Source organism: Pseudomonas fluorescens (assembly GCF_004683905.1).
Classification (GTDB): Bacteria; Pseudomonadota; Gammaproteobacteria; order Pseudomonadales; family Pseudomonadaceae; genus Aquipseudomonas; species Aquipseudomonas putida_A.
Map to the genome: position 1 here is coordinate 1,499,567 of NZ_CP038438.1, position 26,095 is coordinate 1,525,661.

Genomic DNA, 26,095 nt, shown 5'->3' on the forward strand with positions numbered 1-26,095 from the left:
TGCAAGGTGTCATCAGCACGTACGGTGGTGGCACCGATGTATTCCTGGGCATTACGCAGGGCAACAGTGGGAGCGGGCTTGCTCGCGAAGGCGTCCTGTCAGTCAGTGATTCATCACTGACCCACCGCTTTCGCGAGCAAGCCCGCTCCCACAGAGGATTTTCAGTGTGACTGACACCGCTGATCTGAAGCCTTTGCGCGCCCGGCACTTGCCCCGGACCTGACAGTCAAAACTGTGTCGGCTGCGCTGTCCTGCTGCGGCCGTGGGTCTTTCAGGAGGCCGTCATGGGTATTTCAAAACTGTTACGTCGAGTGCTGCTGGGAGCGGTGCTCGGTTCAGGCCTGTCCGGGTGTTATTACTATGCCGGTCCCTACGATACTTATCCCGCCACGTCTTATTATCCAGGGTATTACTCGCCGTATTACTACGGCGGATATTACGGACCGCGTTACTACGGCGGTGCTCATTATTACTACGGCGGCTACGGCTACCGCGGCGGTTACGGACGCGGTTATCACGGCGGCGGCTATCACGGCGGCGGCTATCACGGTGGGCACCACTGATCGGCGGCTGAATGACAGTGGTTTCCAAATGAACAGGATTTCATCAATCACATGTTTCAACTTGTTACGGAAGCGCACCAGATTCGGAAAACGCTGTCAGATGTTTCGTCAGTCACCGAATAAACGACTGATGCCTGCCAGCGTCGCTGGTGTGGCTACCCGCGGTCCAGGAGGCCGCCATGTATCGACGAATTCTTCTACTTGCTGCGATGATGTTTTCCGTTGCCGGTTGCGCTCCCTACTCCTACGCAGACAGTTATTACAGCTCGGAGGTCTACACCTCACCCGCTCCGGCGTACTACAACACTGGCGGCACCTATTACAGCGGCGGCAGCACCTATTACTCGGCCCCGCGCTACTACCAGGCGGCCCCGCGTTACTACCAACCGGCTCCGCGTTACTACTCGGCGCCGCGTTACTACCAGCCAGCGCCACGCTACTACGAGAGCCGCCGCTGGCACGACAACGATCGCGGGCGCTGGGACGGGCACCGTGGTGGGGGTTGGGATCGTGACCGGGGTGGCCGTGATCATCACGGTAACCGCGGTGATCACGGCGGGCGAGGCGGTCGCTGGTAATCATCCACAAACAAAAAAGCGGCGCATTGAGCGCCGCTTTTTTTGTGCCTGCGATTTACCGGGCGTTCAGTATTGCGTCAGATCCGCCAACGGATGCCGACCTTCCCAGACCTTGTGAAAATGCGCCTCGACCACCGCGTCCGGGACGTTATTGATGTCCGGCCAATGCCAGTGCGGTTTCTGATCCTTGTCGATCAATCGCGCCCGTACCCCTTCGCTGAATTCCGGGTGCCGACAGCAATTGAGGCTCAGTGTGTATTCCATCTGAAACACTTCGGCCAGCGACAGATACCGGGCGCGGAGGATTTGTTCCCAGACCAGATGCGCGGTCAGCGGTGAGCCTTCGCTCAGGGTTTTCGCGGCGCGGGCGATCAGCGGGTCGCTGCTGTCGCGTTGCAGGCTGATGGCTTTCCAGGCACAGGTGACGTCGCTGACGTCGAGCAGTTCATCGATCTGTTGGCGCCGCGGAAGCCATTGCGCCTCGGGCATCTGCCCGACGGCTTCCTGTTGCAGGGCCTTGAACAGACTGTTGAGCTGCATATCGGTCTGTTCCTGCCAGTTGAGTTGCAGCAGGCCTTCGATCAGCTGCGGTTGCTGCTCTTCAAGCAGGAAACGGTCGGCCAGATCCAGATCGATCGCATCGCGGCCGTTCATGTGTGCACCCGTCAGACCGAGGAACAAGCCGAGCTTGCCCGGCAACCGTGACAAAAACCAACTGGCCCCGACGTCCGGATACAGACCGATGGTGATCTCCGGCATCGCCAGGCGACTGCTCGGCGTGACGATCCGCGTGCTCGCGCCTTGCAACAGGCCCATGCCGCCGCCGAGCACGTAACCGTGGCCCCAGCAGACCAGCGGTTTGGGGTAGGTGTGCAAGCTGTAGTCCAGGTGATACTCGGCGGCGAAAAACTGCGCCGCCAGTGGCGGGACTTCACCGGGGTGGGTCCGGCAGGCCTCCACCAGGCTGCGCACTTCGCCGCCGGCGCAGAACGCCTTGGCGCCGTTGCCGCGCAACAGCACGCAGACGATTTGTGGGTCCTTGGCCCAGGTGTTCAGTTTGTCGCTCAGGGCGTTGATCATCGGCAAGGACAGCGCGTTGAGCGACTTTTCAGCATCCAGGCTGGCGATCCCGAGGCGGGCGCCGTCGGTGCCGGTGAGTTCTTCGAAGTGCAGATTCATCGTGACCTCGATCGGGAATTTGAACGATCAGTATGATCGCTGTGTGGGAAAGTGCCGGATCTGTGTCAGATCAATTGACAAGCGTGGTCGGCTTTCCTAGGGTTCGCCCCATTGTTTTTGCCGGGTATGACCATGACTGCTGACGACCGTATCAAACTCGAACCGAGCTGGAAGGAGGCACTGCGTGCTGAATTCGACCAGCCTTATATGGCAGAGTTGCGCAATTTTCTGCAGCAGGAGCGGGCGGCCGGCAAGGAAATCTACCCGCCGGGCCCGCTGATTTTCAACGCGCTGAATTCGACTCCGCTGGATAAAGTCAAAGTGGTGATCCTCGGCCAGGACCCGTATCACGGCCCGGGCCAGGCCCATGGCTTGTGCTTCTCGGTGCAACCGGGCGTGCCGGCGCCGCCGTCGCTGGTCAATATCTACAAAGAGTTAAAGCGCGACTTGAACATCGACATTCCCAACCACGGCTACCTGCAGAGCTGGGCCGATCAGGGCGTGTTGATGCTCAACACCACCATGACCGTCGAGCGGGCCAATGCCAACGCGCACAAGGACAAGGGCTGGCAGTTCTTCACCGACCGGATCATTGAAGTGGTCAGCGAACGCCAGCCGCATCTGGTGTTCATGCTGTGGGGCGCGCATGCGCAGAGCAAGCAGAAGCTGATCGATGCGACCAAGCACCTGGTGCTGACGTCGGTGCATCCGTCGCCGTTGTCGGCTTATCGTGGCTTCCTCGGCTGCGGGCATTTCAGCCGGACCAACAAGTTTCTCGAGCAAAATGGCGAAGCGCCGATCGAGTGGCGGCTGCCGCCGATTTGATCGGCTGACCGGACCGGCCCCTTCGCGAGCAAGCCCGCTCCCACATTGGTTTTGCGGCATGCACATAACCAATGTGGGAGCGGGCTTGCTCGCGAAGAAGGCAACTCGGTCTATCGGTGTTACTCGGGATTACGGTTCCAATACTTGAACAACGGCTCCGCCAGAAACAGCACAAACAGCAGCCGCATCACCTGCATCGCCGTCACCAGCGGCACCGACAGTTGCAGGGTCTCCGCCGTCAGGCTCATCTCGGCGATGCCGCCGGGCATCATGCCCAACGTCAGCGAACGCAGATCCAGATGGGTCAGCGCACTCAAGCCCAAAGCCGCCAATGTCGCGATCAACATGGTCAGCGCCGTGCCGATCAGCGTACGGCCCATGAATGACGGCGCGCGGCGGAAGAACTGTCGGTTGAAGTGACAGCCCAGGCCGCTGCCGATCAGCCACTGGCCGATCTGGCTTCCACCGTCCGGCAGGCCGATGTGCAAATCCCAGGCAATGCTCACCGTGGCACTGACCAGCAGCGGCCCGAACAGCCACGGATTGGGCTGACGCAAACGCTGCCAGAGCCAGGCGAGCAGGGCGCCCGTGGGAAACAGAATCGCCAGCCAGCGCCAATCGACGTTGCCGGCGTGGGAAATCGGCGTGCCGTCGCCCAGCAGATACTTGAACGCGGCCGGCACGCACAGCACCACCACCAGCACCCGCAGACTCTGCCCCGCCGCGACATGACTGAGCAGCGCGCCATTGCGCGCGCCGAGGTTAACCATCTCCCCGGAGCCGCCGGGCATGCTCGAGAAAAATGCGGTGGCGCGATCCTCGCCGGTACGGCGCATCAACCATACGCCGACCACCGCCGACAGGCTGGTGACCAGCGCACCGAAGAAGATCAAACCGAAATGACTCAGCACCTGCTCCATCACCAACGGGGTGAAGTGCAGGCCGATGCCGATGCCGACAATCCATTGGCCGCATTTACGCCCGCCGGGGATTTCCGTGAGTTGCCACGGGGTCAGGCAGCGCACGAGGATGATCGCCAGCAACGAGCCGACCATCCACGGCAGCGGCCAGCCGATCTGGCTGGCGATAAAACCGCCGAGCAGACCGACCAGCGGGGTGGCCCACCAGCTTCTGAGGGAGGAGCGATCAGACATCGGCGATGGCGCGTTGCGCCGCCGCACGTTTGCGCCAGATGCGCAGCAGCGGCATCAGCAACATGATCGCGGTCAGGATCCACACGCCGAAAGTGATCGGGCTCGACCAGAGGATTTCCAGCGCACCGTTGGAAATCGACAGCGCACGACGCAGGTTCTGCTCCATCAGCCCGCCGAGAATGAACCCCAGAAGCACCGGCGACAACGGGAAATCCAGCTTGCGCAGGATGTAGCCGAAGATACCGATGCCGACCATCAGGAACAGGTCGAAGGTGGTCGCATGCACGGCGTACACGCCGATTCCGGTGATGATCGCGATCACCGGCACCAGTGCCCAGTTCGGCACGGCGAGGATGCGGGTGAAGATGCGGATCATCGGGATGTTGAGGATCACCAGCATGATGTTGGCGATGAACAACGACGCGATCAGGCCCCAGACGATGTCCGGTTGCTGTTGGAACAGCAGCGGCCCCGGGGTGATGTTGTACAGCGACAGCGCGCCGATCATCACGGCGGTGGTGCCCGAACCGGGTACGCCGAGGGTCAGCATCGGCACCAGCGCGCCACAGGCCGAAGCGCCGATCGCGGTCTCAGGAGCGGCGAGGCCACGGGCGTCACCCTGACCGAATTTGCCGCTGGCACCGGCGATGCGTTTTTCGGTCATGTAGGCCACGGCACTGGCCAACGTCGCGCCGGCACCCGGCAACACGCCCATGATGAAACCCAGCAGGCCGCAACGGATGTTCACCACGAACACCGACGCCGCTTCCTTGAAGTTGAACATCATGCGTCCGGTGGCTTTCACCGCTTCCTGGCCGCGATGGGTTTTTTCCAGCAGCAGGAGGATTTCACTGACCGAGAACAGACCCAGTACCAGCACCACGAACTGGATGCCGTCGGTCAGGTGAATGTTGTCGCCGGTGAAGCGGTATACGCCGCTGTTGGCGTCGATGCCAACGGTCGACAGAAACAGCCCGATCAGCGCCGCAATAAAAGTCTTCAGCGGACGATCACCGGCCATGCCGCCAAGGCAGACGATCGCAAACACCATCAGCACGAAGTATTCCGCCGGGCCGAAGGCAATCGCCCATTTCGCCAGCAGCGGGGCGAACAGCACCATGCCGCAGGTGGCGATGAACGCACCGATGAACGAACTCCATGCCGACAGCGACAGCGCGACACCGGCCAGACCCTGGCGCGCCATCGGATAACCGTCGAGGGTGGTCATCACGGTGGAGGCTTCGCCCGGAATGTTCAGCAGGATCGAGCTGATCCGCCCGCCGTATTCGCAGCCCAGATACACCGCCGCCAGCAGAATCAGCGCCGACTCCGGTGGCAGGCCGAGGGCGAAGGCGATCGGGATCAGCAGGGCCACGCCATTGATCGGACCCAGGCCCGGCAACAGCCCGACCACGGTGCCGATCAGCGTGCCGGCCAGGGCCGTGACCAGGTTGTACGGACTCAGCGCGACGCCGAAGCCCTGACCCAAATAACCGAGAGTATCCATATCAGTTCTCCAGAACGTCGAGCAGGCCCAGAGGCAGTGGAACGTCCATCAGACGGTCGAACAGCAGGTACAGACCGATGGCCATCAACGTTGTCACCAAAATGCTCGGTAGCCAGCGACCGCCATACAGGCGCGCCATCGGGATGCCGATCAGGATGCTGCTGAGGATGAAGCCCAGCGGTTCGAACAGGCCGGCGAACACCAGCAGCAACAGCACGCAGATGCCGATCTTGGTCAGGGTTTCGCGATCCAGCGGTGGCTCGTCTTCGCTGTGTTTGATCGGTGCCGGGCGGAACACCATGTACAGCAGCGCCACGCCCATCAGGCCGAGCATCAGCAGAGGAAAGGCGCGCGGGCCGACCGGTTCATAAGAAAAAGCCGCTTGATACGGCCACGCCATCAGCGCCAGGCCAACGCAGGCCAGCAACAGCACCGAGGCGAAAATGCGTTGTAAGAGCATGGGAAACTCCTGTGCCGAGGCCTCGATGCGCGAGGCCGCAGCCGCTAGACAGAGACGATCACTGAATCAGGCCGAACTCTTTGGCCAGCACTTTGTAGTCCGCGACCTGCTTCTTCACGTAGGTGTCCAGCTCCGGGCCGGTCATGGCGAACGGGAACAGTTCACGTTGATCGCGCAGCTTGGCGAAGTCGTCCGAGGCCAGCAGTTTGTCGAAGGCGTCTTTCCACCAGGCGTAGTCTTCGTCGCTGACTTTTGGCCCGAGGTAGAAACCGCGCACCACCGGCCAGACGATGTCGTAGCCCTGCTCGCGCGCGGTCGGGATGTCTTTCATTTCCGGCTCGTCGATGCGCTTGTCGGCGAACACTGCGAGCAGCCGCATGTCACCGCTCTGGATGTGCGGCATGGAGTCGGAGATGTCGGTACTGCCGACCTGGATGTGACCGCCGAGCAGTGCAGTAGCGATTTCGCCGCCGCCTTCGAGGGCGACGTAACGCAGGTCACGCGGGTTGATTCCGGCAGCCTTGGCGATCAGTGCGGTCTGCATCCAGTCCTGGCTGCCGACGGTGCCGCCGGAACCGATGACCACGGAGCTCGGATCTTTCTTCAGGGCTTTGACCAGATCGTCGAGGGTCTTGTAGGGCGAATCGCTCTTCACCGCGATGGCGCCGTAACTGGTGCCGACGGCGGCCAGCCAGCGCACGTTGGTCTCGTCGAAACGACCGAACTTGCCTTGCGCCAGGTTCAGCAACGAACCGCTGGACCACGCCACCAGCGTGCCGGCATCGGCCGGGCGCTGGGCGACGACCGCGTTGTACGCCACTGCGCCGACACCGCCGGGCATGTAGGTCACGCGCATCGGTTTGGTCAGCAGTTTTTCGTTGACCAGCGCGCTCTGCGCCAGTTTGCAAGTCAGGTCGAAACCACCGCCGGGGGAGGCCGGGGCGATGCATTCCGGACGTTTCGGTTCGGCCATCAATTGGCCGGCGAAGAGCATGACGCCAGCGGCCAGAGCAACTTTACGCAGTGATAAGTTCATCTATGTCTCCTTGGGAGTTGTTGTTATGGACGTACTGAATTACCAAAGGGCAACGCTATAGCTCACCAGCAGACGCACTTCATCGGCATCGCGAGCGGAGTAGTTGGAACGGTAGGTGGCATTACGCAGGCGTACGGCAACGTCCTTCAGGGCGCCGCTTTGTACTACATATTTGATCTCGGTGTTGCGCTCCCACTCTTTGCCTTCTTCGCCATTCTTGAGCTTGATGTTGTCACCGCTCAGGTAACGGCTCATGAACGACAAGCCAGGGATGCCGAGGCGGGCGAAGTCGAAATCGTAACGCGCCTGCCAGGAGCGTTCTTCGGCGCCGGCGAAGTCGTTGATCTGCACGAAGTTGACCAGGTACGGGTCGCTGCCATCGACATAGGGGAACGCGCTGTCGCCGGACATGTGCTGATAACCGGCGGTGAACTTGTGGCCGCTCAGGGCGTAGCTGACCAGACCGTTGAGCGAGCGGTTGTCGATCTCGCCACCCCGGGCCGCGCCCTGATCGTCACTGACCGCAAAGCGCAGGTCGGTGGCGAAGGTGCCCGGGCCCATCGGCCGCGAGGCGACCAGACCGAAGAAGTGCTGGTTATAAACTTCGTCGAGCTGGGCGAAGTGGTAACTGCCGGTGATCTTGTCGGTGAACTTGTAGTCCACGCCGGCAAAATCGAAATGCTTGCCGGCCACGGTGCCCGCGAAGCGGCTGTTCTTGTTGTTGAGGGCGATGTCCTCGAAATCGGTGCTGTCGCGATCCTTGGCTTTCTCCAGACGCCCACCGGTGAAGGTCAGGTTCTTGATCTCCTTGGAGGTCAGCAAACCACCTTCGAACGTCTGCGGCAGGATGCGCCCGTCATTCGGTTTGAGGATCGGCAGTTCGGGAATCAGGCTGCCGATTTTCAGTTCGGTGGCGGAGATTTTCACTTTGCCGGTCAGGCCGACTTTCGAGTATTCGTTCGCCGCGCGCCCGTCATCGTGGGTCGGCAACAGGCCGGTGCCGGTACGATCCGGGCTCGAATCAAGTTTGACCCCGAGCATGCCCAGCGCATCGACACCGAAGCCCACGGTGCCGTCGGTGTAACCCGATTGCAGGTTGAGCATGAAACCCTGCGCCCATTCATCACGCTTGCTTTGCTGGGCACTGGTGCCGTCGCGAAAGTCGCGGTTGAAGTACATGTTGCGGGTTTCGAAGGTGGCGGAACTGTCTTTGATGAAGTCGGCGTAGCTCAACGGTGAGAAACCGGCGAGGGCAGCGGTGCTGGCGAGGGTGGCGTGGCGCAAACGAGAAGGACGAACAGGCGTAGAAGCCTTGGTCTGCAAGGACGGCATGCGGGTGTACTCCGTTTATTGTTCTTATTGGTCGAAAACGCTTCGAGGCGTTTTTCGTATCGCTGTGTGGCAGCAGCGACGGCAGTCGAAACTGTCCGTGACCGGACTCTAACGGGCTAACCTTTCACTAACCTTTCAGCTGGATTTCGCGGGTTTCGGGCTTCACAGCGGCGGTTGCGGCTGTAAACTCCGCGGCAAAGAATGGCGTCGGCCATCCCTGAATGAGGTAGAGATCCATGCGTGTTCTGCTCGTCGAAGACCATTTGCAACTGGCCGAAAGCGTCGCCCAGGCGCTCAAGAGCACCGGTCTGACCGTGGACGTGTTGCACGATGGCGTGGCCGCCGACCTGGCGCTGGGCAGCGAGGAATACGCGATGGCGATCCTCGATGTCGGCCTGCCGCGCATGGACGGTTTCGAGGTGCTGGCGCGCCTGCGCGCACGTGGCAAGAACCTGCCGGTGTTGATGCTGACAGCGCGCAGCGATGTGAAGGACCGCGTACACGGCTTGAATCTCGGCGCTGACGATTACCTGGCCAAACCGTTCGAACTGACCGAGCTCGAAGCCCGGGTCAAAGCCCTGTTGCGGCGCAGTGTGCTCGGTGGCGAGCGTCAGCAGCGCTGCGGCGTGCTGGCCTACGATCTCGACACCCGACGCTTTAGTCTCGGCGAAGAACTGCTGACTCTGACCTCCCGCGAACAAGCCGTGCTCGAAGCGTTGATCGCCCGCCCGGGTCGGGTGATGAGCAAGGAGCAACTCGCCGCACAGGTGTTCGGTCTCGACGAAGAAGCCAGCCCCGATGCCATCGAAATCTACGTGCATCGCCTGCGCAAGAAACTCGACGGCCAACCGGTGGCGATTGTGACCTTCCGTGGCCTCGGTTACTTGCTGGAAAGTCGCGATGCATAAGCCCAGCAGCCTGCGCTGGCGGTTGCTGTGGAACCTCGCGTTGTTGCTGGTGGTGTTGATGCTCGCCAGTGGTCTGAGCGCATACTGGAACGGGCGCGAAGCTGCCGACACGGCTTACGACCGAACCCTGTTGGCCTCGGCGCGAACCATTGCCGCCGGCCTGTCGCAGCGCGACGGCACGCTCAGCGCCGACGTGCCCTACGTGGCGCTGGACACCTTCGCTTACGACAGCGCCGGGCGGATTTACTACCAGGTCAACGACATCCACCAGAAGCTGATTTCCGGCTACGAAAACCTGCCCGGACCACCACCCGGTACGCCGAGAACCGACGATTATCCAGCGCTCGCGCGCTTCTATAACGCGACCTATCGCGGGCAGAACGTGCGCGTGGTCAGCCTGCTCAAAGCGGTCACCGAACCGAACATGAACGGCATGGCGGAAATCCGTGTCGCCGAAACCGACGAGGCGCGAGTCAGCATGGCCCGCAGTCTGGCGGCCGATACGCTGCTGCGTCTGGGCATGCTCGCCATCGGCGCCTTGTTGCTGGTGTGGTTTGCGGTGAGTGCCGCGCTGCGCCCGCTGGAGCGTTTGCGCACGGCGGTGGAGGAGCGTCAGCCGGATGATTTGCGGCCGCTGCCGCTGGTGGAAGTGCAACATGAATTGTGGCCGCTGGTGCGCGCGCTCAATCACTTCACCGAACGCTTGCGCGGGCAGTTCGAGCGGCAGGCGCAGTTCATCGCCGATGCCGCCCACGAACTGCGCACGCCACTGGCGGCGTTGAAGGCGCGGCTGGAACTGGGGCTGCGTTCGACTGAAGCGGAAACCTGGCGCACAACCCTGGAATCCTCTGCGCAAAGCACTGATCGCCTGACCCATCTGGCCAATCAACTGCTGTCGCTGGCGCGGGTGGAAAACGGTGCCCGGGCGATTGCCGAGGGCGGCGCGCAACTGCTCGATCTGAGTCAGTTGGCCCGCGAGCTGGGCATGGCCATGGCGCCGTTGGCTCATGCACGCGGGGTCGCGCTAGCGCTGGAGGCGGATGAACCGGTGTGGCTGCGCGGTGAGCCGACGTTGCTCAATGAACTGCTGAGCAATCTGGTGGACAACGCACTGGCGCATACGCCACCGGGCGGCAACGTGATTCTGCGGGTCGCGGCGCCCGCGGTGCTTGAGGTTGAAGATGACGGGCCGGGCATTCCGCTGGACGAGCGTGATCGGGTGTTTGAACGCTTCTATCGGCGCAATCAGCAGGTTGCGGGCTCAGGGTTGGGGCTGGCGATCGTCGGAGAGATCTGCCGGGCGCATCTGGCGCAGATCACCTTGCACGATGGAGAGCAGGCCGGTTTGAAGGTTCGGGTGAGTTTTATTGCTGGATAAATGTGGTGTTGGTGCGGGCCTCTTCGCGAGCAAGCCCGCTCCCACAGGGGGGCCACGCCGTACACAAATCCCCTGTGGGAGCGGGCTTGCTCGCGAAGGCCGCGCCGCGGTTCCGGATCAGTAAAACATCGTCCGCGATTCTTCCAGATCCGCGCACAATTCCTTGTTCTCCGGATCGATCCCAAGCTTCCTGAACGCCGGCACGCTGAGCGGATCGATCCGCGCAATCGGATGATCGCTGTCCTTGTGGCAATACAGGCTCGCCACCTGCACCAGATCGACGTAATCGAGGTGTGCCGAGTCGCGTTTGAAATCCAGATACAGCCCCGGCAACGCCACCAGTTGCTCGGGAAATTCCCAGACCCGCAACAACTTGTCGCCCAGCAGCGGGTGAATGTGGTCGATCACATGGTTGAGGCTGACCGGGTCTGAAAGCAGTTCGTAGTGATCTTCGGCGTATGTGAGGATCGGCAATACGCCGATCTGATGCACCAGCCCGCCCAACGCCGCCTGATCAGGTTTGAGTTGGGTGTGCCGACGGCACAGGGCGTAGCTGACGCCGGCGATCTCCAGGCTCTTGCGCCAGACTTCGCGCATCTTCTGTTCGACCACCTCGGAGCGGGCGTGGAAGATCTGTTCCATCACCAGGCCGATCGCCAGGTTGCTGCTGTAGTTCACCCCCAGTCGGGTGATCGCGGTGTGCAGGTCGGTGACTTCCTGGGTCGCGCGCAGCAACGGGCTGTTGACCACTTTGATCAGGCGTGCCGACAGCGCCGTGTCGCGGCCAATCACTTTGCTCAGGTCGCTGACACTGATCTCCGGGTCTTCGGCGGCCTTGCGAATTTGCAGGGCCACTTCCGGTAACGTTGGCAGAACCAGGTCATCGTTATCGATGGCCTCAACCAAATCCTGTTGGACCTTATCCGCCAGCTCGCTCATGTAGATTCTCTAGGGTGTTGCAACAAAAGCTGCGATCAGCGCTGGATTTCGCGGTCGCGATCCAGTTCGTAGGGCAGGTCGAGCAAATGCAGGGCTGGCCCCTCAAGGGCGCCCAGGTGCAGATCACCCGCTTCGGCAGCTTCGGCCTGCAACACCGCCAGCAGTTCAATCTTTTCTGCGGCGCGGGCGGCAATCACCACTTCGCCGATGGCGCTGCTGTGGCTTGGGGCGAACAGCGGGGTGCCCGGCTCTGGCAGTTCAGTCGCGTCAAGTTCTACGCGATAGAGGCGACGCTTGAGCTTGCCCAGGTACTGCATGCGCGCGACGATTTCCTGGCCGGTGTAGCAACCTTTCTTGAAACTCACGCCACCGACGGCCTGCAGGTTGAGCATCTGCGGGATGAACAACTCGCGGGTGGTCGGCATGACCTGACCGATACCGGCGCGAATCTGCCCCAGCAGCCATTGGTTCAATTCGCCTTCAGGCAGGGCGGCGGACAGTTTGGCCTTGATGGCATCGGCTTGATCGGCCGGTACCCAGAGTTCGGCGCGATCCGGCGAGACGCGAATCGCGATCAGGCCTGCGTTGCGCACCACGCTGTCGGTTTCGCCTGGCAGGTTCAGACCCAGGCTGGCCAACGCGGCGTCGCCGTGCTCCAGGCCAAAACGCATCCAGGCGGCGCTTTCGTCGGTCAGTTTGGACTTGGAGAACACCGCGTACTTTTTCAGGTCAGCCAGTTGTGGCTCCAGCAGTTCACTGGCCATTGCCAGCAGCACGCCGTCACCTTCGAGCAGAATGCGGAAGCTCGACTGCATCCGGCCTTTTTGCGTGCAGCGCGCGCCCAGGCTGGCCTGGCTGTCGCTGAGGTAATTGATGTTGCAGGTCAATTGGCCTTGCAGGAATTTGCCGGCATCCACGCCGCGAACCGCGAGTACGCCTTCATGAGACAGGGTGCAGAAAAAAGCAGAATCGGCCATGGGTCATCGCAGGGTAAAAAAGTCTGGGGCACATCATAAGGGCGCGTTGTTGAAATGGGTAGTTGATAAAGGATCGGTGGTGCCCGACCAAAGCCGACTGTGCGACCCGCGCCGGGGCTGTATACTGCGCGCCTATTTGAGGAGGGCTCCATGGTCGAACAAGTTGAACTCAATCGCCTCTTCTGGCACAGCCGCCGTGGCATGCTGGAACTTGACGTGCTGCTGGTGCCGTTCGTGAAAGAGGTCTATCCGCACCTCAACCAGGTCGATCGCGACTTGTATGTCCGTCTGCTGACCTGTGAGGATCAGGACATGTTCGGCTGGTTCATGGAGCGCAGTGAGTCCGAAGACCCTGAGCTGCAGCGCATGGTCCGGATGATCCTGGACCGTGTTCAGCCCAAGTAATACGTTCGAATGCCGCTGGCATGCCTCTCGGCAGTTGCTGGCGGCGTATCTGTTGACCCAGGCGTTCGCGCTGGGTGTGTTGTTTCTCCTGTCGATTCCACTCTGGGCCTGTCTGCTCGGGGCTTTCGCCTGTCTGCTGCACGCCGTGTGGGTGTTGCCACGGCAGATTCTGCTGACGCATCCGCAGGCTTTTTGCCGATTGCGCCGCGATGCCGATGGCTGGCAATTGTGGAATCAGGCGGGCGGCTGGCAAGCAGTCCAACTGCGCCCTGACAGCCTGGCGTTGCCGTTGATCGTGGTGCTGCGCTTTCGTTTGCGCGGGGAGCGGCGGGTGCGCTCGATCTGTGTACCGCGAGACTCGCAGGCAGCGGATGTGCACCGACGCCTGCGAGTGCGGCTCAAGTTCAGCCGGCGTAGGTGGGCGGCACCAGAATAGTGTCGAGCGCCTCGGGCAGCAGGTTCGGGTAGTCGAGGGTGTAATGCAGGCCGCGACTTTCCTTGCGCTCCATGGCTGAGCAGATCATCAGTTCGGCGACTTGCGCCAGATTACGCAGCTCGATCAGGTCGCGGCTGACTTTATAGTTGCTGTAGAACTCGTCGATCTCGTCCAGCAACAGACGCACGCGGTGCTGCGCTCGTTGCAGGCGCTTATTGGTGCGCACGATCCCCACGTAGTCCCACATGAAGCGGCGCAGCTCGTCCCAGTTGTGGGCGATGATCACGTCTTCGTCGGAATCGGTGACCTGGCTGGCGTCCCACTCGGGCAGGGCGGTTGGCGCGGTGACGTCATCCAGTTGTGCAAGGATGTCCGCAGCCGCCGAGCGGGCATAAACGAAGCATTCGAGCAGCGAGTTGCTGGCCATGCGGTTGGCCCCGTGCAGGCCGGTGAAGCTGGTTTCGCCGATGGCGTACAGCCCCGGCACGTCGGTACGACCGTGCTGGTCAACCATCACGCCACCACAGGTGTAGTGCGCTGCCGGTACGACCGGAATCGGCTGCTTGGTGATGTCGATGCCGAAACCCAGGCAACGTTCGTAGACGGTCGGGAAGTGGCTTTTGATGAAGGCTTCAGGCTTGTGGCTGATGTCGAGATACACGCAGTCGACGCCCAGCCGCTTCATTTCATGGTCGATGGCGCGTGCGACGATGTCGCGTGGCGCCAGTTCGGCACGTTTGTCGAAGCGCGGCATGAACCGTTCACCGTTGGGCAGCTTCAGGTGCGCACCTTCGCCACGCAAGGCTTCCGTGATCAGGAAACTCTTGGCCTGTGGGTGATACAGGCAAGTGGGGTGGAACTGGTTGAATTCCAGGTTCGCCACTCGGCAGCCCGAGCGCCAGGCCATGGCGATGCCGTCACCGCAAGCGCCGTCGGGGTTACTGGTATAGAGGTAGACCTTGGCCGCGCCGCCGGACGCGAGGATCACGAAGCGTGCGCCGTAGGTGTCGACTTCGCCGGTCGCGCGATTCAGCACATAGGCGCCGAGGCAGCGCTCGCCACTCATGCCCAGACGGCGTTCGGTGATCAGATCAACGGCAACTCGCTGCTCCAGCAGTTCGATGTTGCTGCGCTCTCTGGCCTGGGCGAGGAGGGTGGTGAAAATAGCTGCGCCGGTTGCGTCCGCGGCATGGATGATGCGCCGATGGCTGTGGCCGCCTTCGCGAGTCAGGTGGAATTCGAAACCGCCGTCTTCGGTGCCGGACTGTTCGTCGCGGGTGAACGGCACCCCCTGGTCGATCAGCCACTGGATGGCTTCGCGGCTGTGCTCGACGGTAAAACGCACCGCGTCTTCATGGCACAGACCGCCGCCGGCGTTCAGGGTGTCGTCGACGTGGGATTCGACAGTATCGGTATCGTCCAGCACGGCAGCGACGCCGCCCTGGGCCCAATAAGTCGAACCGTTGGCCAGATCACCTTTGCTCAATACGGCAATGCGCAAATGACCCGGCAGGGTCAGCGCGAGACTCAAACCGGCAGCGCCGCTGCCAATCACCAGAACATCGTGTTGAAACTGTTGGCTCATTTCAGGATTCCGCTCAAAGCGACCCGGATCGGGGGTGGCGCAGGACAGCTGGATCGGCGAGTCAAGACAGCCACACAGCCCACTAGTATATAGAGGGGTGGAGCGGCACAATAGCCGAGCTCGTATGGCATTGTGAAACTACTGTGACGACAAAAGCTTGACGTTTCGTCGGACGTTTTTTTCTGTCGTTTTGGGAAAAGGCGACTGTATCGAGGATGAAACAGGCTTTTTCAGCACGCGGTTGCTCAATGTCGCTTCAGCACGGCTATAAATAATTGGAACTTTTGCCAGAGGCCCAAGATCAATAGTCAGTTGCCAGAAGCACGGGACAGTGTCGGCTTCAATGCAGAACCTGCGATTGGGTTTTTGCCGGCGAACCGATGACAAGATTATTCGCGCAGCCGGTTTATCCCGCGCTGCGTTTTTCGTGCGTGCCAAATCAGAGCCCGCAGGAAACTTGCCTGGAGGGGGAGAACTTTTGCGAAAAGCCCGAGTCTATGTTTGCAAGTCTGGTCGTTTAGTTATGCAAGCCTCCTCCATGCTTATCGAGGAGTGTTCATGCTAACCCAGGAAGAGGATCAGCAGCTGGTCGAGCGCGTTCAGCGTGGCGACAAGCGAGCTTTCGATCTGCTGGTGCTGAAATATCAGCACAAAATTCTCGGGTTGATCGTGCGTTTCGTGCACGACACCCATGAAGCCCAGGATGTGGCTCAGGAAGCCTTTATCAAGGCCTACCGAGCGCTAGGAAACTTTCGCGGAGACAGCGCGTTCTATACGTGGCTTTACCGCATTGCCATCAACACGGCAAAGAACTATCTGGTTTCACGCGGCCGCCGGCCGCCGGATAGCGATGTAAGTTCCGAAGATGCAGAGTTCTACGACGGCGATCACGGCCTGAAGGATCTCGAATCGCCGGAACGCGCGTTGCTGCGGGATGAGATCGAAGGCACCGTCCATCGAACCATTCAGCAACTGCCAGAGGATTTACGTACGGCTTTAACTTTACGTGAATTCGATGGTCTGAGTTACGAGGACATTGCGAGCGTCATGCAGTGTCCGGTGGGTACCGTGCGCTCCCGGATTTTCCGCGCTCGGGAGGCCATCGATAAAGCCCTGCAGCCGTTGTTGCAGGAAAACTGAGACAGCGGCGACAGCCAAGAGAGGAACGCCATGAGTCGTGAAGCCCTGCAGGAATCGCTGTCCGCAGTGATGGATAACGAAGCGGACGAACTGGAATTGCGTCGAGTGATCAATGCACTGGACGATGTTGAAACCCGTGAGACCTGGGCTCGTTATCAGATCGCTCGGGCAGCCATGCACAAGGATCTGCTGCTTCCGCGTCTGGACATTGCTGCGGCAGTTTCTGCTGCGCTGGAAGACGAAACGGCTCCAGCCAAAGTAGCCCGCGGCCCTTGGCGCAACCTGGGTCGTCTGGCCGTTGCAGCTTCGGTGACCGTTGCGGTACTGGCCGGTGTGCGCCTGTACAACCAGGACGAAATCGCTGGCGTCGAACTGGCCCAGCAGTCCAATCAGCCTTCGCTGGTTGCGCCTCAGGTCAAAGGCCCGGCTGTTCTGGCAGGCTACAAAGAAAGCTCGGAAACCACAGGCCCGATGGCCAACGGCGTTCTGCAAGGTCAGCCAGGCTGGCACGATCAGCGTCTGCCAGGCTATCTGCGTCAGCATGCCCAGCAAGCTGCGTTGAAAGGTACTGAAAGCGCTCTGCCTTATGCGCGTGCAGCAAGCATGGAAAACCGTTAAGGAGGATCATGCGCGCCATACCTCTACTTTCGCTTCTGCTTAGCGGCTGGTTCATTGTTCCAGCCCATGCCGACGAGGCCCAGGATTGGCTGATCCGCCTGGGTCAGGCGGAGCAGCAGCAAAGCTTCCAAGGCACTTTCGTATACGAGCGTAACGGTAGTTTTTCTACCCACAATATCTGGCATCGTGTCCAGAGTGGTCAGGTCCGCGAGCGTTTACTTCAGCTCGACGGCTCGGCTCAGGAAGTCGTGCGTGTTGATGGGCATACTCAATGCGTCAGCGGCACTCTGATTGCGGGGTTGGGAGACTCTCCCAACTCGACCGCTCGTTCGCTTGATCCCCAAAAGCTGAAAAACTGGTATGAGCTTGCCGTCATCGGCAAGTCGCGCGTGGCCGGGCGTGATGCGGTCATCGTATCGTTGACGCCTCGCGACCAGCATCGTTATGGTTTCGAACTGCATCTGGATAAACAGACCGGATTGCCACTGAAGTCGTTGTTGCTCAACGATAAAGGGCAGCTACTCGAGCGTTTCCAGTTCACCAGCCTCGATACCGCTGATGTCCCGTCGGACAAAGACCTTCAAGCTGGCGCCGAGTGCAAGGCCGTCACTATTGATAGTGACAAGGCGTCTGCCGTGAAAACGGCTCAGGTCTGGCATTCCGACTGGCTGCCTCCGGGTTTCGTGCTGACCAGCAGTACTTCACACAAAGATTCCGAAACCAAAACTCAAGTCAGCAGCCTGATGTATGACGACGGGCTGGCGCGGTTTTCAGTGTTTCTTGAGCCGTTGAACGGTGCAACAGTGACCGATACCCGCACGCAGTTGGGGCCGACTGTCGCAGTTTCCCGCCGCCTCACTACGCCTGAGGGTGAGATGATGGTGACGGTGGTCGGCGAAATTCCAATCGGCACGGCCGAGAGGATTGCCCTTTCGATGCGCAACGATGGCGCTGCAACCAGCAAGCAGTGAGCTGATTTCAGTCATTTCCACTTCTTCTTCGAGACGTAGATGAAATGTTTGCTCAGCATTTTCATTTGCAAATCACCCGAAAGTTTTTTATAGGTCAGAGCCTCACGGCTCTGGCCTTGTCTGTTGTTCCCGGAACAAAAATACCGGCCCGCGGTTCCCGGTGTTCCTTGCTCCATATCGCTTAACCCTGCTCGTCGTAACGGGAGCTGTATGTCGATACTTAGCTTGAAGTCTTATCTCTCCATTTTCGCCACCGTGCTGGTGCTGGGTCAGGCTGTCCCCGCTGCCCAGGCGGCCGACCTGCCGGATTTCACCCAACTGGTTGAACAGGCCTCGCCTGCAGTGGTGAACATCAGTACCACGCAGAAGCTGCCGGACCGCAAGGTGAACCAGCAGATGCCTGACCTGGAAGGCTTGCCGCCGATGTTGCGCGAGTTCTTCGAGCGTGGCATGCCGCCTCAGCAGCGTTCGCCGCGCGGCGATCGTCAGCGTGAAGCGCAATCGCTCGGTTCGGGCTTCATCATTTCCTCCGATGGCTACATCCTGACCAACAACCATGTGATTGCCGATGCCGACGAAATCCTCGTGCGTCTGGCAGATCGCAGTGAAATGAAAGCCAAGCTGATCGGCACCGATCCACGCTCCGACGTGGCCCTGCTGAAAATCGATGGCAAGGATCTGCCGGTGCTCAAGCTCGGCAAGTCCCAGGACCTGAAGGCGGGTCAGTGGGTTGTGGCAATCGGTTCGCCGTTCGGCTTTGACCACACCGTGACCCAAGGTATTGTCAGCGCCGTCGGCCGTAGCCTGCCGAACGAAAACTACGTGCCGTTCATCCAGACCGACGTGCCAATCAACCCGGGTAACTCCGGTGGCCCGCTGTTCAACCTGAACGGTGAAGTGGTCGGGATCAACTCGCAGATTTACACCCGTTCCGGTGGCTTCATGGGGGTGTCGTTCGCCATTCCGATCGACGTGGCGATGGACGTTTCCAATCAGCTGAAAAGCGGTGGCAAAGTCAGCCGCGGCTGGCTGGGCGTGGTCATCCAGGAAGTGAACAAGGATCTGGCCGAGTCGTTCGGTCTTGATAAGCCGGCCGGTGCGCTGGTTGCGCAGATTCAGGATGACGGTCCGGCAGCCAAGGGTGGCCTGCAAGTGGGCGACGTGATCCTGAGCATGAACGGTCAGCCGATCGTCATGTCCGCCGACCTGCCACACTTGGTCGGTGCGCTGAAAGCGGGCGCCAAGGCCAGCCTCGAAGTGATCCGTGACGGCAAACGCAAGAATGTCGAGCTGACTGTCGGTGCGATTCCGGATGAGGACAAAGAGCTGGCTGCACTGCCGAAGTCGGGTGCGGAAAGCAGCAGCAACCGCCTCGGTGTTTCGGTGGCGGAACTGACCGCTGAGCAGAAGAAAACCTACGACCTCAAGGGCGGAGTGGTGATCAAGGAAGTTCAGGACGGTCCTGCGGCTTTGATCGGTCTGCAACCGGGTGACGTGATCACTCACCTGAACAACCAGGCCATTGGCTCCACCAAAGAGTTCGCCGAGATCGCCAAGGCGCTGCCGAAGAATCGTTCGGTGTCGATGCGCGTTCTGCGTGAAGGTCGTGCGAGCTTCATCACCTTCAAACTGGCTGAATAACCCGGTTGCGGTGAAATAAAAACCGCCTCGAAAGAGGCGGTTTTTTTATGCCTGAAATTTTTATGTCGCTGATGAAAACTCAGCCCATCATGTCCTTGATCATGCGTTCCTGCTCCATCAGCTCGCGCTGGCGTGCATCGATCCGCGAGGACAGCGGGAAGTTGCTGCCCGCCTTGCGCTTGGCAAAATCAAGCTGCTGGATCGCCTGACGATAATCGCCGACCAGCGCGAAGTACTCGGCGCGGGCCTGATGCAGACCAATGATGTTGCCAGAGAGGCCACGGGTTTCGGCGACCTGATACCACACGTCCGGATCGTTCGGACGGGATTTGAGCAAGCTGTCGAGGGCTTTCTCGGCGTCGGCGGTGCGATTCTGTTTCAGCAACAGATCGACCCGAACCTGATTCAGCGGGTAGTTGCCCGGATACTGGGTGAGCATCCGGTCAACCCGCGTTTGCGCATCCGGCAGGCGGTTGTTGGTAATGTCCAGGTCGATCTGCGCGAGGTTGTAGATGATCTCGTTGGGTGACTTGGCCAGCAGCTGTTTGAGATTCTCCCTGGCTTCATTGAGCTGGCCGCCCTTGATCTGGGCGATCGCCAGGCCGTAGCGCGCCACGTCGTTTTTCGGATTCTCGTCCAGTTGTGCACGAAAGCGCTTGGCGCCCAGTCCCGGGGTTTCTTCGTAGATCAGCTGAACACGGGCGCGGATCAGCTGATAGCGCATGCTGTCTTCGATGCCGCCCGTTGGCGCTTGTTCTGCACGGTTACGGGTGTCGGCGATACGCGATTCGGTCACCGGGTGAGTCAGCAGAAATTCTGGCGGCTTGGCGTCGAAGCGGTATTGGCGCATCAGACGTTCGAACATGGTCGGCATCGAGCGCGGGTCGTATCCGGCCTTTTCCAGGTTGAGGATGCCGATACGGTCGGCTTCCTGCTCGTTTTGGCGCGAGAAGGTACGCTGCGACTGAATGGCTGCGGCCTGAGTGCCGGCGATGGTCGCGATCCCGGCATCACCGCCACCGGCGGCGGCAATCACGATCCCCGCGAGCAGCGCCGCCATCATCGGTACCTGCATCCGCTGCGAAGCTTCGACGCCGCGCGCGAAGTGGCGTTGCGACAAGTGAGCCAGTTCGTGGGCCAGTACCGAGGCGTATTCGCCTTCAGTCTGCGCGTTGAGGAACAGGCCACCGTTGACCCCGACCACGCCACCCGGCGCCGCGAAAGCGTTGAGTTGCGGGCTGTTGATCAGAATGAATTCCAGGCGACGATCGGTCACCTGGCTGGTTTCCACCAGCTTGTAGACGCTGGATTCGACGTAGTCTTTGAGCTGCGGATCGTTGAGCTGTGCAACCTGACTGCGCAACATGGCCAGCCAGGCGCGGCCCAACTGGTATTCCTGTTGCGGAGAGACAATGGCAGAACTGGCGTCGCCAAGTGACGGCAGATCGTCGGCAAAGCCCGGTGAGGCGAGCAGGCAAGCGAGCGTCAGCAGGGTAGGGCGCAGAAATGTCATGCACAAAGCCTTAGAAGACAAAGACCTTACTGTAGCCGGACACCGGGCTTGCGACCAGATATTCTAGGCGCCTCAACCACCTGAACCGGAGTGACGCAATGACTGACGCTGTAGCCCATGACTGTGAATTGGACGCCAGTGGCCTGAATTGCCCGTTGCCGTTGCTCAAGGCCAAGATGGAACTCAACAAGCTGCCCAGCGGCGCGGTGCTCAAGGTGATCGCCACGGACGCGGGTTCGCAGCGCGACTTCCGCACCTTTGCCCGTCTGGCCGGTCATACGCTGCTGCGCGAAGAAAACGAAGCAGGCGTCTACCGTTACTGGTTGAAAAAAGCCTGAAGCCGACAGCGTAAAAGACCTAAGGATTATTGATGTTCAAAGTGTTACGCGACTGGATTCAGCGCTACTTTTCCGACGAAGAAGCGGTGGTGCTGGCGGTGCTGCTGTTTCTCGCCTTCACCGCGGTGCTCACGCTCGGTGGCATGCTCGCCCCGGTATTGGCCGGGATGGTGTTGGCGTATCTGATGCAGGGGCTGGTGCTCGCTCTTGAACGCATGCGCTTGCCTGGTGCGGCGGCGGTGGGGCTGGTGTTTGCGCTGTTCATGGGCGTGTTGCTGGTGTTCATCGTGGTGGTCTTGCCGTTGCTGTGGCATCAGTTGATCACGCTGTTCAACGAACTTCCGGGCATGCTCGCCAAATGGCAGTCGCTGCTGCTGTTGCTGCCGGAGCGCTATCCGCATCTGGTCTCTGACGAGCAGGTGCTGCAGGCCATCGAAGCGGCGCGTGGCGAAATCGGCAAGTTCGGCCAATGGGCGCTGACCTTCTCGCTGTCGAGCCTGCCGCTGCTGGTCAACATCATGATCTATCTGGTGCTGGTGCCGATTCTGGTGTTTTTCTTCCTCAAGGATCGGGCCATGATCGGCGAGTGGGTGCGCGGCTATCTGCCCCGTGAGCGAGCGCTGATCACCCGCGTGGCGCAGGAAATGAACCGGCAGATCGCCAACTACATTCGTGGCAAGGTCATCGAGATCGTGATCTGTGGCGGCGTGACCTACATCGCGTTCGTCGCGCTCGGCCTCAACTATGCGGCGCTGCTGGCGTTGCTGGTCGGGGTGTCGGTGGTGGTGCCGTACGTCGGCGCGGTGGTGGTGACCGTGCCGGTGTTGCTGATTGCGTTGTTCCAGTGGGGCTGGAGCGATCAGTTCATCTATCTGATGGCGGTCTACGGGATCATTCAGACCCTGGATGGCAACGTGCTGGTGCCGTTGCTGTTTTCCGAGGCGGTTAACCTGCACCCGGTGGCAATCATTTGTGCGGTGCTGTTGTTTGGCGGGTTGTGGGGGTTCTGGGGCGTGTTCTTCGCAATTCCGCTGGCGACGCTGTTCAAGGCCGTGCTGGATGCGTGGCCGCGCAAGGAGCCGGTTGTGGCTCCATTGCTTTAGAGCCGAGCTATTCGCTGAGGCTTATTGCCCCTTCGCGAGCAAGCTCGCTCCCACATTTTGAAATGCATTCCAAATGTGGGAGCGAGCTTGCTCGCGAAGGCGTCAGTGAAAACGACGCAGAAATATCAGGCCTTGTTCAGCGCCTGAGCCGCAGCCAGCACCGCATCCACATGCCCCGGCACTTTCACGCCGCGCCATTCCTGGCGCAGCACGCCATTCTTGTCGATCAGGAATGTGCTGCGATCAACGCCCAGATATTCCTTGCCATACAGTTTCTTCAACTTGATCACGTCGAACAGCTGGCAGACGGCTTCGTCCTTGTCGCTGATCAGCTCGAACGGAAATTCCTGCTTGCACTTGAAGTTCTCGTGAGACTTCAGGCTGTCGCGGGAGATACCGAAAATCTCGGTATTAGCGGCCTGGAACGCCGCGTACTGGTCACGAAAACCCTGGCCTTCGGTGGTGCAGCCGGGGGTGCTGTCCTTCGGATAGAAGTAGATCACCACTTGCTTGCCCTTCAGGGCGGACAAGCTGACGGTCTGCCCGCTGGTGGCAGGTGCTTCGAAATCCGCAACCGGTTGGTCGATGACAACGGCCATGAAAGCTTCCTTACATTGGGTTTTGTGGGCGCCAAGGTTCGATCAGCGCATCCAGGTTCATCGCGTCGGCGAAGTCCAGGAACTGGTCGCGCAGCCAGCTGATCTGGGTGCCGGCCGGCAGCGTTACGGTGAACGTGGCGTTGAGCATGGTGCCGCCAGTCTGCGGGGCCTGATAGGTATCGCAGGTCAGGTTTTCCAGCTCGACGTTGTGATCCATGAAGAACTGGCACAGCTCGTTGATGATGTCCGGGCGATACGCCGAGCTGACATAAGCCACGTACGGCAGGGCCTGCGGACGGTTTTCCAGGGCCGCGCTGCGTACCACGTTGACGGTGAATGCGTGGCGCTTGGCCAGGGTCGGCAGGCTGCCTTCGAGGCGGGCCAGCGCGTCCCAGCTGCCGGAGATTTCCAGCACCAGGGCGCTGCATTCGCCATGGCGAGTCAGGCGGGAGGTGACGACGGCGCAGCGATTTTCATGGCTGGCGCGGCACAGGACGTTAGTCAGCTCCATGGGGTTGGCGCCAAGGGCACTGATGACAAGGAATTGTTCGCGAACTGTGGGGGTGGACATGCAGCATTCCTAAAGCGATGAGCGGTCGGTAGGTCGATGGGCGTTGGCCGTCGGGAAGCGTCTGCGCGTGCCCGTTCAGAAAGCCCCGGGCCGTGGCTCGCAATTCGCTCCAATAAAGGCGGAGCATGCAGCAGCGACACTGGAACGGGGCCTGGGAGGCCGAAAGGGGAGGCTGGAACCCGGCGTACAAGCTGATCTGTACCGATCAAAGTCTGAAGGGTAGCGAAAACCGACGCCAAGGGGAATGGCGGCGCAGTACTTCGCTTGTGCAAGCATCTTGGCGCCAGTACCATTACCGCTCTCTTTTTCCGGCAGGAGCGGTTTCATGATTGCGGGCAGTATGGTGGCACTGGTCACTCCCATGGATGCACAAGGGCGTCTTGACTGGGACAGCCTCAGCAAACTCGTGGACTTCCATCTCAAGAACGGCACCCATGCCATTGTCGCGGTCGGTACTACCGGCGAGTCGGCGACCCTTGATGTAGAAGAACACATCGCCGTCATCAAAGCCGTGGTCAAACAGGTAGCCGGGCGCATTCCGGTGATCGCCGGTACCGGCGCCAACTCGACCCGCGAAGCCGTCGAGCTGACCCGCAACGCCAAGGAAGCCGGCGCCGATGCCTGCCTGCTGGTAGTTCCGTACTACAACAAGCCGACCCAGGAAGGCCTGTACCAGCACTTCAAGCACATTGCCGAAGCCGTCGACATTCCACAGATTCTCTACAACGTTCCCGGCCGCACCTCCTGCGACATGCAGGCCGAGACCGTGATTCGCCTGTCCAGCGTGCCGAACATCATCGGCATCAAGGAAGCCACCGGCGACCTGAAACGCGCCAAAGCCATCATCGACGGCGTGAGCAAGGACTTCATCGTGCTGTCCGGCGATGATCCGACCGCGGTCGAGCTGATCCTGCTGGGCGGCAAAGGCAACATCTCCGTAACGGCCAACGTCGCCCCGCGCGAAATGGCTGACCTGTGCGAGGCCGCGCTGAAAGGCGACGCCGAGACCGCACGGGCGATCAACGAAAAATTGATGCCGCTGCACAAGGACCTGTTCATCGAAGCCAACCCGATTCCGGTGAAGTGGGCTTTGGTTGAAATGGGCCTGATGCACGAAGGCATCCGCCTGCCGTTGACCTGGCTGAGCGCTCCTTGTCATGAAACGCTTCGCACGGCCCTGCGCCAGTGCAGCGTCCTGGTTTAATTGAGGAAGTACAACGCATGAAGCGAATGGCCGGACTTTCCGCACTTGCCTTGATTATCTCCAGCACCAGTGGCTGCGGATGGGTCTGGGGCCCGGAAGGTTATTTCCGTGACCGTGGTAGCGATTACCTGGAAGCGCAACAGACTGCACCGATGCAACTGCCACCGAATGTCAGCACCTCCAAGCGTCTGGATCCGCTGTTGCCGATCCCGCGCAACGTGGCTGATGACACGGCGAAGGGCGAATACGTGGTACCGCGCCCGCAACCGCTGACGGCGGTTGCCGAGGCGACCGACTACTCGCTGCAGAAGAGCGGTGACTCGCGTTGGGTCGTGGCCCAGCACCCTCCGGCCGAAGTCTGGCCAGTGGCGGTACAGTTCTTCCAGGACAATGGTTTCCGGCTGGATGAACAGCGTCCGCAAACCGGCGAATTCACCACCACGTGGCAGCATTCCGACGAACTGTCCGCCGCCATGGCCAAGCGCCTGAGCGCCGCCGGTGTCGGTGCCGACAGCGAAACCCGCGTGCGGGTGCGTATCGAGCCAGGCGTGCAGCGCAACACCAGTGAAATCTACGTGGTCAGCGCCGAGCGTCCTGCCGGCAGCACCGCCGACGTCGATTTCACCAACCGTTCGGTCAACACTGGCCTGGACGCAGCGCTGGTCGACGACATGCTCGCGAGCATGAGCCGGATCTCCGAGAAGGGTGGTTCGGTGTCGATGCTGGCTTCGCGCGATTTCGATACCCCGAGCCGTGTCAGCCTCAGCGAAGACGGCAGTGGCAACCCGGTACTGAACGTCGGTCCGGACCTGGATCGTGCCTGGTCGAGCGTCGGTCGTGCGCTGGAGCAAGGTCAGTGGCGCGTTGAAGACATCAACCGCAGCCTGGGCCTGTACTACATCAACCTGGCCGAGAAAGCCGAGAAGAAAGACGACAAGCCTGGTTTCTTCAGCAGCCTGTTCGGCAGTGCGCCGACCAAGGAAGAAGTTGAAGCCCGCGCCGAGCGTTATCAGGTTCGCCTGAGCAAGGTCGGTGAAAACGTTCAGGTGACCGTAGAGAAGAACATCAATACCGTTGCGCCGGCCGATGTGGCGCGCAAAGTGTTGAGCGTGATTCAGGACAACCTGGGCTGATC

Annotated in this window: 27 protein-coding genes; 15 read left to right on the forward strand and 12 right to left on the reverse strand. The window is 60.6% G+C overall.

What is annotated here, in order from left to right; all coding sequences use genetic code 11:
- Positions 1-284 precede the first annotated feature (284 nt).
- Together E4T63_RS06850 and E4T63_RS06855 are read left to right on the forward strand one after the other, a co-directional pair.
- The gene (locus E4T63_RS06850) at positions 285-563 is read left to right on the forward strand and encodes a hypothetical protein (RefSeq protein ID WP_135295132.1); all 279 of its coding nucleotides are present in this window, start codon (positions 285-287) and stop codon (positions 561-563) included.
- A gap of 179 nt (positions 564-742) precedes the next feature.
- Complete coding sequence (locus E4T63_RS06855) at positions 743-1,141, forward strand: hypothetical protein (RefSeq protein WP_007963255.1); 399 nt, start codon at positions 743-745, stop codon at positions 1,139-1,141.
- A gap of 66 nt (positions 1,142-1,207) precedes the next feature.
- Here the strand turns inward: E4T63_RS06855 and E4T63_RS06860 are convergent, their stop codons facing one another.
- Entirely contained in the window at positions 1,208-2,320 is a 1,113-nt protein-coding gene (locus E4T63_RS06860) for an enoyl-CoA hydratase/isomerase family protein (RefSeq protein WP_135295133.1), read from the reverse strand.
- Positions 2,321-2,452: 132 nt separating this feature from the next.
- On the opposite strand from E4T63_RS06860, the gene ung reads away from it, so the two are divergent.
- Positions 2,453-3,145 carry a uracil-DNA glycosylase gene (gene ung / locus E4T63_RS06865; RefSeq protein WP_097086750.1) on the forward strand — a complete coding sequence of 231 codons (693 nt, stop codon included), beginning with the start codon at positions 2,453-2,455 and terminating at the stop codon, positions 3,143-3,145.
- Positions 3,146-3,264: 119 nt separating this feature from the next.
- On the opposite strand, the gene E4T63_RS06870 is transcribed toward ung, so the two are convergent.
- From E4T63_RS06870 to E4T63_RS06890, 5 genes are read right to left on the reverse strand one after another with little or no spacing between them, the layout of a single operon-like run.
- Positions 3,265-4,299: an AbrB family transcriptional regulator gene (locus E4T63_RS06870; RefSeq protein ID WP_027614451.1), complete on the reverse strand. Its 1,035-nt coding sequence runs from the start codon at positions 4,297-4,299 to the stop codon at positions 3,265-3,267.
- Positions 4,292-5,806, reverse strand: coding sequence for a tripartite tricarboxylate transporter permease (locus tag E4T63_RS06875; protein WP_135295134.1), 1,515 nt, complete (start codon positions 5,804-5,806; stop codon positions 4,292-4,294). The genes E4T63_RS06870 and E4T63_RS06875 overlap by 8 nt, the downstream gene beginning before the upstream one ends.
- Position 5,807: 1 nt before the next feature.
- A complete protein-coding gene (locus tag E4T63_RS06880; RefSeq protein WP_098967661.1) occupies positions 5,808-6,266 on the reverse strand; it encodes a tripartite tricarboxylate transporter TctB family protein in 459 nt (152 codons plus the stop codon).
- Positions 6,267-6,324: 58 nt separating this feature from the next.
- Entirely contained in the window at positions 6,325-7,302 is a 978-nt protein-coding gene (locus E4T63_RS06885; RefSeq protein ID WP_007963261.1) for a Bug family tripartite tricarboxylate transporter substrate binding protein, read from the reverse strand.
- A 39-nt stretch (positions 7,303-7,341) separates the two neighbouring features.
- Positions 7,342-8,634: an OprD family porin gene (locus E4T63_RS06890; RefSeq protein WP_135295135.1), complete on the reverse strand. Its 1,293-nt coding sequence runs from the start codon at positions 8,632-8,634 to the stop codon at positions 7,342-7,344.
- A 236-nt stretch (positions 8,635-8,870) separates the two neighbouring features.
- Between E4T63_RS06890 and E4T63_RS06895 the strand changes: the two genes are divergently transcribed.
- Both E4T63_RS06895 and E4T63_RS06900 read left to right on the forward strand, forming a co-directional pair.
- The gene (locus E4T63_RS06895; protein ID WP_003222545.1) at positions 8,871-9,542 is read left to right on the forward strand and encodes a response regulator; all 672 of its coding nucleotides are present in this window, start codon (positions 8,871-8,873) and stop codon (positions 9,540-9,542) included.
- Positions 9,535-10,920, forward strand: coding sequence for a sensor histidine kinase (locus E4T63_RS06900; protein WP_135295136.1), 1,386 nt, complete (start codon positions 9,535-9,537; stop codon positions 10,918-10,920). Before E4T63_RS06895 ends, E4T63_RS06900 begins: the two co-directional genes overlap by 8 nt.
- A gap of 117 nt (positions 10,921-11,037) precedes the next feature.
- Here E4T63_RS06900 and E4T63_RS06905 read toward each other — a convergent pair whose 3' ends face one another.
- Positions 11,038-11,859, reverse strand: coding sequence for an HDOD domain-containing protein (locus tag E4T63_RS06905; protein WP_027614457.1), 822 nt, complete (start codon positions 11,857-11,859; stop codon positions 11,038-11,040).
- Between the two features lie 35 nt (positions 11,860-11,894).
- Positions 11,895-12,836: a YgfZ/GcvT domain-containing protein gene (locus E4T63_RS06910; RefSeq protein ID WP_135295137.1), complete on the reverse strand. Its 942-nt coding sequence runs from the start codon at positions 12,834-12,836 to the stop codon at positions 11,895-11,897.
- A 150-nt stretch (positions 12,837-12,986) separates the two neighbouring features.
- Between E4T63_RS06910 and E4T63_RS06915 the strand changes: the two genes are divergently transcribed.
- Both E4T63_RS06915 and E4T63_RS06920 read left to right on the forward strand, forming a co-directional pair.
- Positions 12,987-13,241, forward strand: a complete 255-nt coding sequence (locus E4T63_RS06915; RefSeq protein WP_003222550.1) for a succinate dehydrogenase assembly factor 2 — start codon at positions 12,987-12,989, stop codon at positions 13,239-13,241.
- Positions 13,225-13,677: a protein YgfX gene (locus tag E4T63_RS06920; protein ID WP_097086670.1), complete on the forward strand. Its 453-nt coding sequence runs from the start codon at positions 13,225-13,227 to the stop codon at positions 13,675-13,677. The genes E4T63_RS06915 and E4T63_RS06920 overlap by 17 nt, the downstream gene beginning before the upstream one ends.
- On the opposite strand, the gene nadB is transcribed toward E4T63_RS06920, so the two are convergent.
- Positions 13,646-15,262 (reverse strand): L-aspartate oxidase, encoded by a 1,617-nt coding sequence (gene nadB, locus E4T63_RS06925; protein WP_135295138.1) that lies wholly within the window; start codon positions 15,260-15,262, stop codon positions 13,646-13,648. The genes E4T63_RS06920 and nadB overlap by 32 nt on opposite strands.
- Positions 15,263-15,820: 558 nt before the next feature.
- On the opposite strand from nadB, the gene rpoE reads away from it, so the two are divergent.
- From rpoE to E4T63_RS06945, 4 genes are all read left to right on the forward strand, one after another.
- The gene (rpoE, locus tag E4T63_RS06930; RefSeq protein WP_003172477.1) at positions 15,821-16,402 is read left to right on the forward strand and encodes an RNA polymerase sigma factor RpoE; all 582 of its coding nucleotides are present in this window, start codon (positions 15,821-15,823) and stop codon (positions 16,400-16,402) included.
- A gap of 30 nt (positions 16,403-16,432) precedes the next feature.
- The gene (locus E4T63_RS06935) at positions 16,433-17,020 is read left to right on the forward strand and encodes a sigma-E factor negative regulatory protein (protein WP_135295139.1); all 588 of its coding nucleotides are present in this window, start codon (positions 16,433-16,435) and stop codon (positions 17,018-17,020) included.
- Between the two features lie 8 nt (positions 17,021-17,028).
- Complete coding sequence (locus tag E4T63_RS06940; protein WP_098967666.1) at positions 17,029-17,991, forward strand: MucB/RseB C-terminal domain-containing protein; 963 nt, start codon at positions 17,029-17,031, stop codon at positions 17,989-17,991.
- A gap of 210 nt (positions 17,992-18,201) precedes the next feature.
- Complete coding sequence (locus E4T63_RS06945; protein WP_098967667.1) at positions 18,202-19,632, forward strand: DegQ family serine endoprotease; 1,431 nt, start codon at positions 18,202-18,204, stop codon at positions 19,630-19,632.
- Positions 19,633-19,711: 79 nt separating this feature from the next.
- On the opposite strand, the gene E4T63_RS06950 is transcribed toward E4T63_RS06945, so the two are convergent.
- Entirely contained in the window at positions 19,712-21,145 is a 1,434-nt protein-coding gene (locus E4T63_RS06950) for a M48 family metalloprotease (protein ID WP_135295140.1), read from the reverse strand.
- Positions 21,146-21,243: 98 nt separating this feature from the next.
- On the opposite strand from E4T63_RS06950, the gene E4T63_RS06955 reads away from it, so the two are divergent.
- Both E4T63_RS06955 and E4T63_RS06960 read left to right on the forward strand, forming a co-directional pair.
- Positions 21,244-21,483, forward strand: a complete 240-nt coding sequence (locus tag E4T63_RS06955) for a sulfurtransferase TusA family protein (protein WP_098967669.1) — start codon at positions 21,244-21,246, stop codon at positions 21,481-21,483.
- Between the two features lie 32 nt (positions 21,484-21,515).
- Positions 21,516-22,586, forward strand: coding sequence for an AI-2E family transporter (locus E4T63_RS06960; protein WP_003222568.1), 1,071 nt, complete (start codon positions 21,516-21,518; stop codon positions 22,584-22,586).
- A 125-nt stretch (positions 22,587-22,711) separates the two neighbouring features.
- On the opposite strand, the gene E4T63_RS06965 is transcribed toward E4T63_RS06960, so the two are convergent.
- The gene (locus E4T63_RS06965) at positions 22,712-23,185 is read right to left on the reverse strand and encodes a peroxiredoxin (protein ID WP_003222570.1); all 474 of its coding nucleotides are present in this window, start codon (positions 23,183-23,185) and stop codon (positions 22,712-22,714) included.
- Positions 23,186-23,195: 10 nt separating this feature from the next.
- Positions 23,196-23,756: a glycine cleavage system protein R gene (locus tag E4T63_RS06970; protein WP_007963284.1), complete on the reverse strand. Its 561-nt coding sequence runs from the start codon at positions 23,754-23,756 to the stop codon at positions 23,196-23,198.
- Between the two features lie 325 nt (positions 23,757-24,081).
- Between E4T63_RS06970 and dapA the strand changes: the two genes are divergently transcribed.
- The gene (gene dapA, locus E4T63_RS06980; RefSeq protein WP_027614465.1) at positions 24,082-24,960 is read left to right on the forward strand and encodes a 4-hydroxy-tetrahydrodipicolinate synthase; all 879 of its coding nucleotides are present in this window, start codon (positions 24,082-24,084) and stop codon (positions 24,958-24,960) included.
- Between the two features lie 17 nt (positions 24,961-24,977).
- On the forward strand, positions 24,978-26,093 hold the full coding sequence (gene bamC / locus E4T63_RS06985) for an outer membrane protein assembly factor BamC (RefSeq protein ID WP_027614466.1): 1,116 nt from the start codon (positions 24,978-24,980) through the stop codon (positions 26,091-26,093).
- The last annotated feature ends 2 nt before the right edge of the window (positions 26,094-26,095 follow it).

Coding starts and splice junctions, on each gene's coding strand:
- E4T63_RS06850 (WP_135295132.1), top strand. CDS start 285: ATGGGTATTTCAAAACTGTTACGTCGAGTGCTGCTGGGAGCGGTGCTC.
- E4T63_RS06855 (WP_007963255.1), top strand. CDS start 743: ATGTATCGACGAATTCTTCTACTTGCTGCGATGATGTTTTCCGTTGCC.
- E4T63_RS06860 (WP_135295133.1), bottom strand. CDS start 2,320: ATGAATCTGCACTTCGAAGAACTCACCGGCACCGACGGCGCCCGCCTC.
- ung (WP_097086750.1), top strand. CDS start 2,453: ATGACTGCTGACGACCGTATCAAACTCGAACCGAGCTGGAAGGAGGCA.
- E4T63_RS06870 (WP_027614451.1), bottom strand. CDS start 4,299: ATGTCTGATCGCTCCTCCCTCAGAAGCTGGTGGGCCACCCCGCTGGTC.
- E4T63_RS06875 (WP_135295134.1), bottom strand. CDS start 5,806: ATGGATACTCTCGGTTATTTGGGTCAGGGCTTCGGCGTCGCGCTGAGT.
- E4T63_RS06880 (WP_098967661.1), bottom strand. CDS start 6,266: ATGCTCTTACAACGCATTTTCGCCTCGGTGCTGTTGCTGGCCTGCGTT.
- E4T63_RS06885 (WP_007963261.1), bottom strand. CDS start 7,302: ATGAACTTATCACTGCGTAAAGTTGCTCTGGCCGCTGGCGTCATGCTC.
- E4T63_RS06890 (WP_135295135.1), bottom strand. CDS start 8,634: ATGCCGTCCTTGCAGACCAAGGCTTCTACGCCTGTTCGTCCTTCTCGT.
- E4T63_RS06895 (WP_003222545.1), top strand. CDS start 8,871: ATGCGTGTTCTGCTCGTCGAAGACCATTTGCAACTGGCCGAAAGCGTC.
- E4T63_RS06900 (WP_135295136.1), top strand. CDS start 9,535: ATGCATAAGCCCAGCAGCCTGCGCTGGCGGTTGCTGTGGAACCTCGCG.
- E4T63_RS06905 (WP_027614457.1), bottom strand. CDS start 11,859: ATGAGCGAGCTGGCGGATAAGGTCCAACAGGATTTGGTTGAGGCCATC.
- E4T63_RS06910 (WP_135295137.1), bottom strand. CDS start 12,836: ATGGCCGATTCTGCTTTTTTCTGCACCCTGTCTCATGAAGGCGTACTC.
- E4T63_RS06915 (WP_003222550.1), top strand. CDS start 12,987: ATGGTCGAACAAGTTGAACTCAATCGCCTCTTCTGGCACAGCCGCCGT.
- nadB (WP_135295138.1), bottom strand. CDS start 15,262: ATGAGCCAACAGTTTCAACACGATGTTCTGGTGATTGGCAGCGGCGCT.
- rpoE (WP_003172477.1), top strand. CDS start 15,821: ATGCTAACCCAGGAAGAGGATCAGCAGCTGGTCGAGCGCGTTCAGCGT.
- E4T63_RS06935 (WP_135295139.1), top strand. CDS start 16,433: ATGAGTCGTGAAGCCCTGCAGGAATCGCTGTCCGCAGTGATGGATAAC.
- E4T63_RS06940 (WP_098967666.1), top strand. CDS start 17,029: ATGCGCGCCATACCTCTACTTTCGCTTCTGCTTAGCGGCTGGTTCATT.
- E4T63_RS06945 (WP_098967667.1), top strand. CDS start 18,202: ATGTCGATACTTAGCTTGAAGTCTTATCTCTCCATTTTCGCCACCGTG.
- E4T63_RS06950 (WP_135295140.1), bottom strand. CDS start 21,145: ATGACATTTCTGCGCCCTACCCTGCTGACGCTCGCTTGCCTGCTCGCC.
- E4T63_RS06955 (WP_098967669.1), top strand. CDS start 21,244: ATGACTGACGCTGTAGCCCATGACTGTGAATTGGACGCCAGTGGCCTG.
- E4T63_RS06960 (WP_003222568.1), top strand. CDS start 21,516: ATGTTCAAAGTGTTACGCGACTGGATTCAGCGCTACTTTTCCGACGAA.
- E4T63_RS06965 (WP_003222570.1), bottom strand. CDS start 23,185: ATGGCCGTTGTCATCGACCAACCGGTTGCGGATTTCGAAGCACCTGCC.
- E4T63_RS06970 (WP_007963284.1), bottom strand. CDS start 23,756: ATGTCCACCCCCACAGTTCGCGAACAATTCCTTGTCATCAGTGCCCTT.
- dapA (WP_027614465.1), top strand. CDS start 24,082: ATGATTGCGGGCAGTATGGTGGCACTGGTCACTCCCATGGATGCACAA.
- bamC (WP_027614466.1), top strand. CDS start 24,978: ATGAAGCGAATGGCCGGACTTTCCGCACTTGCCTTGATTATCTCCAGC.